General features: G+C 64.5%; 11 protein-coding genes. 5 read left to right on the plus strand and 6 right to left on the minus strand.

From position 1 onward, the window contains the following. Positions 1-14 precede the first annotated feature (14 nt). Entirely contained in the window at positions 15-3,314 is a 3,300-nt protein-coding gene (locus tag VGO12_RS04860; protein WP_327511590.1) for an autotransporter domain-containing protein, read from the minus strand. A gap of 246 nt (positions 3,315-3,560) precedes the next feature. Here VGO12_RS04860 and VGO12_RS04865 point away from each other — a divergent pair, with 246 nt between their 5' ends. Further along, positions 3,561-4,343: a DeoR/GlpR family DNA-binding transcription regulator gene (locus VGO12_RS04865; RefSeq protein WP_327511591.1), complete on the plus strand. Its 783-nt coding sequence runs from the start codon at positions 3,561-3,563 to the stop codon at positions 4,341-4,343. Positions 4,344-4,584: 241 nt separating this feature from the next. On the opposite strand, the gene VGO12_RS04870 is transcribed toward VGO12_RS04865, so the two are convergent. Together VGO12_RS04870 and VGO12_RS04875 are read right to left on the minus strand one after the other, a co-directional pair. Beyond that, positions 4,585-5,223, minus strand: a complete 639-nt coding sequence (locus VGO12_RS04870; protein ID WP_327511593.1) for an NrsF family protein — start codon at positions 5,221-5,223, stop codon at positions 4,585-4,587. Between the two features lie 2 nt (positions 5,224-5,225). Further along, positions 5,226-5,762, minus strand: coding sequence for a sigma-70 family RNA polymerase sigma factor (locus VGO12_RS04875; RefSeq protein WP_327511594.1), 537 nt, complete (start codon positions 5,760-5,762; stop codon positions 5,226-5,228). Between the two features lie 222 nt (positions 5,763-5,984). On the opposite strand from VGO12_RS04875, the gene VGO12_RS04880 reads away from it, so the two are divergent. The 4 genes from VGO12_RS04880 to VGO12_RS04895 all read left to right on the plus strand — a co-directional run bounded on the left by VGO12_RS04880 (position 5,985) and on the right by VGO12_RS04895 (position 8,668). Beyond that, entirely contained in the window at positions 5,985-6,308 is a 324-nt protein-coding gene (locus tag VGO12_RS04880; protein WP_327511595.1) for a DUF2282 domain-containing protein, read from the plus strand. 124 nt (positions 6,309-6,432) lie between these two features. Continuing rightward, positions 6,433-7,359: a DUF692 domain-containing protein gene (locus tag VGO12_RS04885; protein ID WP_327511596.1), complete on the plus strand. Its 927-nt coding sequence runs from the start codon at positions 6,433-6,435 to the stop codon at positions 7,357-7,359. Positions 7,360-7,363: 4 nt separating this feature from the next. Then, positions 7,364-8,149, plus strand: coding sequence for a DNA-binding domain-containing protein (locus VGO12_RS04890; protein ID WP_327511604.1), 786 nt, complete (start codon positions 7,364-7,366; stop codon positions 8,147-8,149). A 3-nt stretch (positions 8,150-8,152) separates the two neighbouring features. After that, a complete protein-coding gene (locus VGO12_RS04895; protein WP_327511597.1) occupies positions 8,153-8,668 on the plus strand; it encodes a DoxX family protein in 516 nt (171 codons plus the stop codon). A 42-nt stretch (positions 8,669-8,710) separates the two neighbouring features. Here VGO12_RS04895 and VGO12_RS04900 read toward each other — a convergent pair whose 3' ends face one another. Genes VGO12_RS04900 through VGO12_RS04910 form a run of 3 tightly spaced genes read right to left on the minus strand, consistent with a single transcriptional unit; the run spans position 8,711 to position 11,860 of the window. Continuing rightward, positions 8,711-9,814, minus strand: coding sequence for an ABC transporter substrate-binding protein (locus VGO12_RS04900; RefSeq protein ID WP_327511598.1), 1,104 nt, complete (start codon positions 9,812-9,814; stop codon positions 8,711-8,713). After that, positions 9,811-11,199 (minus strand): sensor histidine kinase, encoded by a 1,389-nt coding sequence (locus VGO12_RS04905; protein ID WP_327511599.1) that lies wholly within the window; start codon positions 11,197-11,199, stop codon positions 9,811-9,813. The genes VGO12_RS04900 and VGO12_RS04905 overlap by 4 nt, the downstream gene beginning before the upstream one ends. Further along, positions 11,186-11,860: a response regulator transcription factor gene (locus tag VGO12_RS04910; RefSeq protein WP_327511605.1), complete on the minus strand. Its 675-nt coding sequence runs from the start codon at positions 11,858-11,860 to the stop codon at positions 11,186-11,188. Before VGO12_RS04910 ends, VGO12_RS04905 begins: the two co-directional genes overlap by 14 nt. Positions 11,861-11,894 lie beyond the last annotated feature (34 nt).

Below are 11,894 nucleotides of genomic sequence, written 5' to 3' on the forward strand. Positions count from 1 at the left end.
GATGCTCGAAAGTCTTAGAAGCTCACCTTGAGCTTGGCGTTGACGCCGTGGTCGGAGACGCCAGAGGCGACCTGGCCGGTGTAGTTGACGCCGAAGGTCGCCGTGGGCGCGATCTTGAAGTCGATGCCTGCTTCGACAAGTGCCGCATCCCGGGCAATCGGCGCGCCGCCAACGGCAAAACCCGGACCGCCGGCAAAGGCGAGCGTCGAGGTCGGCACGACGTCGCCAAAGGCATGGCGCCAGCCGACGGTGCCGCTCAGGACCGCCGCCGTTTCGCCGAAGGAAACGTCGGTCGAGGTGCGCACGCCGATCGTCGTAAACGTCGTGTCGGTGTTGTCAGAGCGACCGGAGAGCGCCGCCGCCCCGCCTTTCTCGCGGAAACCGTCGGTGTCGAGGTTGAGATAGGCGAGGTTGGCGAAGCCCTCGAAGTTGAAGCGGCCGGCGCTCGCGCCATAGCTCGCCTCGCCGAAGATCTGGGCGGTGCGGGCACCATAGGCCGCCGACAGGCTGTCTTCGAAACCCGGGAACGAAACGCCACGCGTGGTCTCGATGCGAGACCAGCTGTACGTCGCGCCCGCCGTCAGCGACAGCACGCCGAAGTCGCCGCCCGCATAGCCGCCGACATGGTAGTTGTCGCTCTCACCGGACGAGCGCCGGTCGACAACGTCGAAGGACGAGCGGCTGTAGCCGCCGAAGAGACCGGCGCGCCAGTTGTCGCTGACGAGGCCGTCGCCGCCGACAAGGAAACCGCCGACATTGCGCTGGAAGCCCGCCGCATTGCCATCGCCGTCCGTATCGCCCCAGGTGCCGAAGGCCTGGCTCCAGAAGGCGAAGCGATCGGTATCGGCCTTAACGCTTTCGATGCCGCCCTCGCCATAGGCGAGCACCGGCACCGCCTTGCCGCTATCGTCGCCGAAGGCGGCGCGAATGCGGTTCGTCACCGCAGCGTTCAGGAGCAGACCATCCTGGATGAGCATGCCCTTGGTCGAGGCGTGGATTTCGCCCGAAAGCTGGTCGAAGGCAAAGCTTGCCTGGCTGCGGTCGAGATTGGTGAGCGCCGTATAGGCGGCATTGGAGAAGCCGAGGCTTTCAGCGCCGGTTGCCGCCGCCCGCTGGTTGGCGGTCGTTGCGACATCCGCAAAGCGGATATCGTTTCGGCTGAGCGTCAGGGTCACGCTGTTGGCGTCGTAGCCGAGCGTCGGGTCGAGGAAGACCAGGCTCGATGCGACGTCGGCAAAGGTTCCGGTCACGCCGCCTGTGGCCGTCAGGATCATGTAGCGGGTCTGCGGCGCGTAGCTGCCGTTGGCTGCAAGCGCAAGAACCGAGCCGCCGTTGAGCGTTGCCTTGCCTGACGCGACGATCTTGTCGCTCTCGCCCTTGGCATTGGCCTCGACCTGATAGGTCGAGCCCTTGGCGAAGGTGATGTCGCCGGCGACGTTGAGCGTGCCGATCGAATTGCCGGGCGCAATCACGCCGCCGTCGGCAACCGTCACACTGCCGAACTTGCCGATGCCACCGATCGCGCCGCCCTTTTCGACGGTCAGGCCCGAGGACGAGGCGATCGAGCCCTGGACAGAGAGCAGACCGGATTTGACCGCGGTCGCGCCGGTATAGGTGTTCTCGCCGTTGAGCACGAGCGCGCCGGCACCGAGCTTCGTCAGCCCGCCGTTGCCGCTGATCGCCTTGTTGACGGCGACGACGTTTGCCGCATCGGCCACGTCGAGCGAACCGCCGCCCGTCTCGAGCACGATGTCGCGGTTGATCTGATGCATGTCACGGCCGGCGATCCTGAGAGCGCCGCCATCGAGCCTGAGCTTCGCGGCAGCATTGCCAAGGGCCGCGTCCTCCTCGACGACCACGGTGCCGTTGTCGGTCACCAGCGTCTCGCCGATGAAGGAGTGATCGTCGATGCAGTAATCGCGTATCGCCTGCTGGAAGCGCGGGTCGCTGCTCTTGCAGTCAAGCAGCGTCTTCTTTTCCTGATCCGTAAGACCGGCAAGGATCGGCAGGCCGTTCTCGTCGGAGATCTGGCCGAGATAGACGTCGTTGCGCATGTTGTTGCGGCTGAGGTTGAACACCCCGCCCTTCTCGGCAAATGTCGAGGCATCGTCGCCCCAGACGATCCGGGTCTTGGCCGCAGACGTCGCAGGATCGGTGTAGCTCTGCAGCACCGGGCCGACCCAGCGCACCGTGTGCGCCACCGGCTCGTGGTCCGAAAGCGGCGTCTTCGATCCGTCCGGGTTGGTCACGTAGCTGGCGTCGGTGATGACACCGGAATATGGATCCTTCGGATCGTCATTTAGCGACCACCACTTGCCGAAGGGGCGGGACGCCAGGAAATGATCGATCTTGACCCGGTGCCAGCTTGCCCAGGTATTGGTTGCGTCTTCGCCGTGCGACGGCCAGGTGACGCTGCCGTCGTTCAAGGCATGGGGCGAAAACTGCTCGCGCTCGTTCGGAAGCTGCAAGAGCTGGAACTGCTTCTTCAGGATGTTCATCGTTTGCGGCAGGTTGCCGGCAACCGGATACATCTCGTCGGCAAAGAGGCCCGAGGGCACCGTCGAAGCGTTGATCGCAGCTGAACTCTTGCCCTTCCACTCGGCGATATAGGCATCGAGCTTCTGCTGGTCCTTGGCGTAGTCGCGCAAGAGGCTCATGTAGAAGCTGTTGCTCGGGCTCTTGACGTAGGTCTTCAGCAGCAGTTCCTGCTGGCTGACCGAATGCAGCCCACGCTCGGAGACGTCACCGGCATTGAAGTCGCCGGTGAGGATGATCGGCCGAGTCTCGGATTTCGCCCACTGATTGATGCCTTTGGCCTCGCTGATGCGGGTCGTCGGCGGGTCGTAATAGTTGAGGTGGGTGGTGCCGACGACCACCTGCGGCTTGCTGACCGTCGGATCGACCACCGTGTAGGTCACGGTGTCGCCGAGCGTGCTGGCGCCGAAGGTGCCGGGCAGGCGCGAAAACACCCCGGTATCGCTGTCCTGGCGCGTCAAGTAGGTTCCAAGGCCCGCATTCTTCAGGATGCCCGGGATGTCACGGGCGTAGGTGCTATTGGCGCGGAACTCCTGGAAGGTCAGGATGTCGTAGTTCCCCTTGATGAAGAAGTCCGACATCACGCTCGGATTGGCCTTGAACCGGTCGAGCCAGGTGTTGAGCGTCAGGATCTTCATGCTGTCGTCGGCAGCCCGCGCCTCGGCTGCCGAAAGCGTCAGGCTCGTGCCGCAGAGAAGGATCGCCGTTGCCAGCCGAAGCGGTTGCGTGAGGCGCGCAAATGTCCGCACCCCGCGGAAGCTGTGTCCACGTAGTCTCATGATGTTGCTCCAATGTCGCGATGCGAACACACTCCGTCACAAGACCTTCATCGCGATGGTGTTGATGGGCGGAAGAGTTCGATAAAATGTACGATTACAGACATTAAGCGAGTCAAATGTCAGTTTTACAACATTTTGTCGGGCGCCGAAAAAATACTCGCGGCGTCAGTGGCTCTGGCGATTTTCTTGGAGATCGGCGCGGGCCCTATGATACCAAGGCGTGCGCTGGGGAGCGGGATGAGGGTGATGAACGACCGGGAAATTGAAGGTGGTGACAAGAAGACGCGCCGACAGGCACAGCTGCTCAGCCATCTCGAAAAGAACCACTATATCTCGATCGAAGAGATCACCGAGCTCTTCGGCGTGACGACGCAGACGGCGCGCCGCGACATCATGGCGCTCGAGCAGGACGGCAAGGTGCGCCGCCTGCATGGCGGAGCGACGATCGCAAGTCCGGTGGACCCCAACATCTACCGGCAGCGGCGCGTCGACAACGCCGCGATGAAAGAACGCATCGGCCAACTGACGGCCGACCTCGTTGCCGATGGCGCTGCCGTCTTCATCGACACCGGCACGACCTGCGAGGCCGTCGCCCGCGGACTGTTGAAGCGCCGCGATCTGCGCGTCGTCACCTATAGCCTGCGTGTCGCAACCACGCTCAGCGAAAGCAGCAATTTCGCCGTTGCCGTGCCAGGTGGCTTCGTGCGGCAGGTGGATGGCGGCGTGTTCCGCGAGGAGACCGCCGACTATATCCGCAAGTTCAAGTTCGACGTCGCCATCATTTCCGTCAGCGGCATCGACCAGGATGGCGACGTCGGTGACGACGACCATGCCGAAGTCGCAGCCGTCTCGGCCGCCATGCAGCAGGCCGAACGGGTGATCCTCGCGGTTGACAGCAGCAAGTTCGGCCGGCGCGCCCTCGTGCGCCTTGCCTCTCTCGCCGACATCGATGCGCTGGTCACCGACGAATTGCCGGACGAACACCTCGTCGGCCTGCTCCACCAACATGGCGTCAGCATTCATTGCTGAAATCCGGGCAAGGTCGGCAGGATTTGGGAGACGGGCCTTGAAACCCGCCACGCGACACCACACATAGACATCAACGGATTGCCCGTGGAGCCAAAGGGATAACCGAAGGCTCCGGGCACGGCTCGCGCGAAACCCTGACCACGGATGTACTGGCAGCGTGACGCAGCGAACGGGAAAAGGTCGGCATCGCCGGCCTTTTTTGTTTTTCACGCCGTTTTGGCCGGCAGACTCGCCCTTGGTTCTACCAGCGGGCCACCCATCGGCCAGCGACGGAACCGATGAGCGACAGGCCGAGTATCGCAATCGTGTACCAGGTCGCGATAAACAGCGGTGAATCGTCGGGGCAATGCGCCGCATAGAAGGTCGCAGCGATGCCGCCGGCGGCAAGACCCGCGAGCGCGCCGGACAATGCGGGCCGCGATGGCGCGCCGTGGCGCAGCGCCAGCAGGAAGAGCCCAAGCGGCGAAAGACCGATCAGCGGGATGAAGGTGAGGCAAAGCACGCTGTTTGTCCCGATCAGTCTGGCCTCCCACGTCCCGGACGGCAGAACAATCAACTCCAGAATGACGCCGGCAAGCACCAGCAAAGGCGCTATGCAGAGATAGGGCAGCAACCGGCGCAGCTCGCCCTCTGGCCAGGAGGCGACGCGCATGGCGGCAAATGCGGTCAGAGCCAGAGCGATGGTGACCACGAACTTGAACAGGAAACGCACGGTCTCGACCGCCGTCGCGAAGTCAGGCCGCGGCCCGAGCATCGCGAAGAAGACAGCACCGGCAAGCAGGATCGCCCCGGCCGCTGCGCCCTTCCAGGCCGCATTCATCGACAATCCGGGTCGCCGGTTGTCTGCAGCAAGTGCCTTGATCAGATCGTTTGTATCCATCTTCAGTCTCGTCCAAACCGGCGTGCGATTGCCGCAAGACCGCGGTGAAGCGCCACGCGGACTGCCGTCTCGTTCATATCCAGTCTCTTTGCCGTCTCGGCCACCGAGCAGCCGTCGATCGAGATGGCGTTGACGACCGATCGTTGCCCAGGCGCCAGCCCTTCCAGCGCCCGGCCAATCTCCCAATCGCGGACCGTTTCGGTCTCGGCGCTTGCGAGCGTCTCTTCGAACTCTTCGATGCCGACCGTCGGGCGGCGCGCCTGCCGTCTGACCGCGTCGACATACTTGTGCCTGGCGATCGCATGGAGCCAAGGGGCGACGGGCGCATCGTGCCGCCAGGTGTGGCGCTTGACGTGCACCGCCAGCAAGGCCTCCTGCACGATGTCTTCCGCGTCGACGCCGCCGCCGACTGTCCAGCGCCGCGCCCAGCCGCGGATCATCAGGGCTGCATCACGCAGGAAATCGCCATAGGCCTTCTCGTCACCGGCGATCGCCCGCGCGAGAAGACCTGCGAGATGTTCGTCGTCCGCGCCGCTCACCCGCGCCTTTCCTCCTCATTCGCCGATTCGAAGGCGTTTGTTACACCGCTCATCCCAAAATTCGCGGCCGCTGTCAGCCCGCCGGCATGGTCGTGACCGCTCGCGTGTTCATCACGAAAGCGTGTTGCCAACGTTATGTAACGCTTGCCGTCTCAGTGACGAAAGACCCGATGTGCGCCCAAGACGGGACGCACGGGAACAGTTCAACACGGAGATAGAATGATGTCCATGAAGTCCACGATCAGCAGCGCAATGCTGGCAAGCGCGGTGGCTGCCGCCCTGTCGTCGCTCGCCGTTGCAGGCCCGCTCACCGAAGCGCAGGTCAAGACCGCGATGGATGCGGGCAAGGAAAAATGCTTCGGCGTCGCTCTCAAGGGCCACAACGATTGCGCGGCCGGCCCAGGCACGACGTGCCAGGCCACGTCCACCGTCGACTATCAGGGCAACGCCTGGAAATTCGTCGACGGCGGCACCTGCACGACGATGAAGCTGCCCGACGGCCGCATGGGCTCGCCCGAGCCGCTCACCCGCGACATGCCGTCCTAACCGGCAATAGTGCGGAACCGACGTCGGGCAAAGACCTCTCGTTCCGCCTTCACACCTGCGGGCGGTGGCGGGACCAGAGATACTCCGGCCCGTCACCGGACACACGAATGGAACGGGATTGGCGATGAGCATTTTAACTGGACATGACAACCGGCTCGCCATGGCGAACCCTCGCCTGCCGAAACACGAAATCGCCGGACTGGCCGGTACCAGCTTCAAGCACCAGCACCTGCCGGCCATCCTCGCCGACGACGCACCCGGCGGGTTCTTCGAGGTGCATGCGGAAAACTACATGGGCGCCGGCGGCATGCCGCACGCAGCCCTTGCCCGGATCCGCGAGGATTTTCCGGTCTCGCTGCATGGCGTCTGCATGTCGATCGGCGGACCCCAGCCGCTCGACAAGAGCCATCTCGCCCGGTTCAAAGGCCTGGTCGAACGCTACGAACCGGCGCTTGTCTCCGAGCATCTCGCCTGGTCGACCCATGAAACCACCTTCTACAACGACCTCCTGCCGCTGCCCTACACCGAGGCGACGGTCGCCCGTGTCGCCGGCCACATCGACGAGGTCCAGGACACGATCGGCCGCCGGCTGCTACTCGAAAACCCTTCGACCTACGTCGCGTTCCCCTCTTCGACCATGAGCGAAACGGCGTTCATCCGCGAATTGGTCAAGCGCACCGGCTGCGGGCTGCTTCTCGACGTCAACAACGTCTTCGTTTCCGCCACCAATCAGGGCTACTCGGCGCTCGCCTATCTCAGCGACTTTCCTCTGGCCGATGTCGGCGAGATCCACCTTGCAGGCCATGCGGAACAGCAGGACGACGAGGGCGAACTGCTCCTGATCGACAGCCATGACGGGCCCGTCGCCGATGCCGTGTGGAAGCTCTATGAGCTGGTCATTGCACGTGCGGGCCCGATCCCGACACTGATTGAATGGGACAGCGCCATTCCCGACTGGCCGGTGCTGAAGCGCGAGGCGACGGCCGCTCAGGCGATCCTCGATCGTCATGCGCCAGCAACACCGCAGGAGAAGATCCGTGCACGCGCCTAGCGAAATGCCCGCCGCGCCGATCGACATCTCCGGCAGTTATGCCGCGGGCTTCGTGCCGTCGCTTCTCGATCCGGAACGCCGGACGCCTTCACTTGTTTCCGGTCCGAACGGCAAGGCGGCCGTCAAGCGCTTCAATGTCTACCGCAACAATGTCACCGTCAGCCTGATCGAGGCGCTGGCGGCGACCTTTCCGGCAACGATGCGCATCACCGGCGAGACATTCTTTCGGGCCATGGCGCGTTTTCACGTCAGGGAAACACCGCCGACCTCACCGCTTTTGTTCGAGTACGGTCGGGACTTTCCGGATTTCATCGCCCGCTACGACTATGCGCAGTCCATGCCCTGGCTTGCCGACGTGGCCCGGATCGAGCGCGCCTGGCTCGACGCCTATCACGCGGCCGACGCGCCGGCGCTGGCACCCGATGCTCTCGCGTCCGTGCCGCCGGAGCGGCTCGGCGACGCCGTCTTCGAGTGTCACCCGGCCGCCAGAATTGTGCGTTCCGCCTATCCCGCCGCAACGATCTTTGCCGTCAACCGGGCGAGCGGTCCTGTCGGACCCATCGAGACATCGGCACCCGAAAGCGCGCTGATCGCCCGCCCCCAATTGGACGTGACCGTCCGCCAGCTCTCGCCGGGAGCCGACGTTCTCCTGTCACAGCTCCTGGCTGGCGCGCCGCTGGCAATGGCGGCGACGGCAGCTGCAGCCGCCGACCCGACGCTTGACCTTGCCGCCGTCATCGCGACCGCGCTTGACGCCGGCGCCTTCACCGCCATCCATCACGGAGGATAAACCATGATGTCCGCATCCAGCTCCCAAGAAAGCGTCAATTCCACAGACCTGTCGCACTGGACACGCCGGGCCAACCGGGCCGTTGGCGCGCTTGCACCGCTCTGGCTCGCCCAGTTCGTCCTGCGTTTCGGCCTCGCCGTACCGTTCTTCCGGTCCGGCATGAGCAAGTGGGACGGCTTCCTGCAATTGAACGACGTCGCCGTGCTGCTTTTCAGTTCGGAGTTCAAGCTGCATCTGCCCGGTGGCCCCTATCCCTATCCCGCGCCCGGGATCATGGCCTTTGCCGCCGGCTCGGCCGAGGTCCTGCTGCCGATCCTCCTGGTGTTCGGCCTCGCCACACGCTTTGCCGCCCTAGGACTGCTGGTGATGACCATGGTCGTGCAATTGACCGTGCCGGACGGCTGGCCGATCCACATCACCTGGGCCGCGATGGCACTCGGCATTATGGCCTTCGGCCCCGGCAAGCTGTCGCTCGACCGCATGCTCTGCGCCTGGAGCGGCGGGCCGCGCTCGCAGTGAGGACGCGTCCGGCGCTTGCCGCCTGGGCAGGCGCCGGTGACGTCAGTTGGGCCGGAGCCTCACCGGCGTGTTGACGATGAGATTGGTCCAGTCGTCGATGAAGCGGGAGCGCTGCAGCCGGTCCTGCGCGGCGAGCAGCGCCGGGCCAATGCGGATCGGCCGGCCGATGCCGGATTCGACCAGCTTGGCCGGCCCGTCCACCTCGGCAGGCACGGCGCCATCGCGCGAAAAGAAGAAGGCTTTCGCCCGTGCCACCTCCTGCCCCCTCGCCGACAGCAGATAATCGAGAAAGCGGCCGGCGAGATCCCGGCGTTTTGCGCCCATCGGGATCAGCGCGCCACGGCTGAGGATCAGTGTGTAGTCGCGCGGCAACACAATCCTGAGCTTGTCGTTGCGGCGCGAGGCGGCATAGGCGTAGGAACCGAGGATGTTGTAGCCGATGAAGACATTGCCGCTGTCGAGTTCGGACAACACCGCATTGTTGCAGCAGCGCAGCACGGCCTCGGCGCGGCTGAGGCTTTCCAGCAGGCGGCCATAGGTGGTCGAGGCCTGCTGCGCATCGAGGAAGGCGAGCAGGTAGCCGATGCCGGATTGCCGGAGATCGTAGGTGCCGATGCGGCCGCGGTAATAGTCCGGCTTGAAGCGCAGCAGGTCTGTCAGCTCGCCATGGGTGTGTGGCACGTCCTCGGGCGGCACGAAGTCCCTGTGATAGACCATGACCGAGGGCTCGAAGGTGAAGCCGAAGACCTCGTCGCGCCAGTTCGCCCAATCCGGCACGTCACCGGTTTCCGGCGAGACATGGGAAAGCGCGCAGCCGTCATTGGCAAGCTTGACCAGCTGGTCGACCGAGGACGAGAGCAGGATCTCGCCGAACGATTGACGCAGGCGACAGGCGATGTCGGCGTCGCGGTAAAGGTCGTTGGTCACATAGTCGGTGTAGTCGATCGCCACATCCCGCGCCGTCTCCTGGAAATCGCGGATCAGCGGCTCCATCGCCTCGATATCGGTCGCGCCGTTGATGACCAACCGGCCGCGCTCCGCCTCGAGCGCCGGAAAGAACGCGCGTGTCCCCTCGACCGCACCGGCCGGCGCGACACAGGCAATGACGGCGCAAAAAACCAGAGGCGCGAGTTTCGACCAGATCATCGTTCGGCCTCCTGATAGACCGGGATTTCGAGAATGACGGCGAAGTCATGCGCGCCCTTTTCGCGAAACCGGATCATGCCGCGATGGGCCGCAGCCACTTCCGCCGCGATTGCAAAACCGAGCCCCATGCTCCCCTCGCCTGTCTTGGAGGTGACGAAACGCGCCGTGACAACAGGCCATTCGCCCGAGGGAATGCCGGGGCCATCGTCGGCGACCTCGACCGCCACCCGGCCTTCCTCAAGTGCAACGCGCACGGCGAGCCGCTGCACGGTTCCATGCTGGAGCGCATTGTCGATGATGTTGGCGATCGCCTCGCGCAGGCTGACGGCGTCACCAAACACCATCACCGGTATCGCACAGCCTTCGAAGGAAACGACCACATCGGGATCAACGGTCACGGGCACCGTCGCGCGAAACGCACGGCGGGCGATGTCGCCAAGATCGACCGGCTTGAACCGCACCGAGTCGGAGCGGTGGATGACCATCGCGTGGTTGAGCAGCTGGTTGGTGAGCCGGGCGAGCTGGCGGACGCGGTCGCGCACGCGCCCGAGACGCCGTTTGCGATCCGCGTCGAGATCGTCGTCATCGAGCATGTCGACCTGCGCCGTCAGGGCGGTCAACGGTGTGCGGATCTGATGGGCGGCATCGGCAATGAAGCGCTGCAGCAGCGACACGCGTTCCTCGAGGCGGCCCATGAAATGGTTGATTGAGCCGACGAAGGGTTTCAGCTCGCGCGGCATGTCGACATCGACAGGCGTCAGATCCTGCGGGTCGCGGGCGTTGAGTGTGGAGGCGAGCCTGCCGACGGGCAGCAGCGAATAGCGGATCGCAAGCACAGTGCCGGCCAGCGCCAGCAGGCTCATGATGCCGACAAGCACCATGGCGCGTGTCGTCAGCTCGCCTGCAAGCGCCCGGCGCGCCTCGGTCGTCTGCGCCATCACCACATAGGCCCAACCGGAGAAGGACGGGTCCGACAGCGCCCGTGACACGATGACCAGGCGCACCGGCACGTCGCGATAGTCCGCCGACCGAAACACAGGCGCCGACCGGGCGGATGAAAGGTCGACGCCGGCATCGAGATCGTCATAACCGGTGAGCGTGCTGCCATCGGGCCCGACCACCCGGTAGAAGATGCGGTCGCGCTCGGCGAGCCCGAGCAGTTCGAAGGCAGAGGACGGCAGGGTCACGGCGAGATTGCCGGCGTCCACGGTCATGTTGGCGGTGATCTGGATGGCCGAGCCGAGCAGCAGCCGGTCATAGGCATCGTCGGCGGCGGCACGCGCATAGTACCAGGCCGCCGTCGCCAGCAACGCTGCGCCGCCGCACAGCACCAGCGCCACGCGCAAGACGAGGCGCGAGAAAAGTGATGTCTCACGTCGCATCATCAGCCACCAGTTGATAGCCGAGGCCGCGGATGGTGACGATGCGCACCGACGACCCCTCGATCTTCTTGCGGAGCCGTCCGACATAGAGTTCGACCGCGTTCTGATTCGCGCCTTCGTCGAAGCCGAACAGTCGGTCGAGCAGTTCGTCCTTGCCGAAAACCCGTCCCGGGCGCGCTGCGAGAACTTCCAGAAGCGTGATTTCGCGGCGCTTCAACTGGACCTCGCGGTTGCCGACGCGCACCGAGCGGCTGTTGCGGTCGAGAACGAGATCGCCGCAGCGAATGAGGTTGGTAGGTTCGCCCTGACTGCGACGTAGGAGCACACGCGTGCGCGCTTCGAGTTCGCGGAAATCGAACGGCTTGACCAGATAGTCGTCTGCGCCGAGATCGAGCGCGCCGACGCGGTCTTCGATCTCCGAGCGCGCCGTCAGCACCAGGACCGGCGTCGTCTTTTTCCGGGCGCGCAGATGACGCAGGATCTCGAACCCGTCGAGCCCCGGCAACATCACGTCGAGGATCACGAGATCATAGTCTGTAAATTCGAGTATGTCGGCTGCGGCTTGCCCGTCCGTTTGCCAATCGACGGTGTGCCCGACCTTTTCCAGTCGCCGGCTGATTGCCTCCCCGACATCCCTCGTGTCCTCCACCAGAAAGATGCGCATGGGCAAGCAGTGACATGGAAGATTTCGCCGATCA

Source organism: Ensifer sp. (genome assembly GCF_035999135.1).
GTDB lineage: Bacteria > Pseudomonadota > Alphaproteobacteria > Rhizobiales > Rhizobiaceae > Ensifer.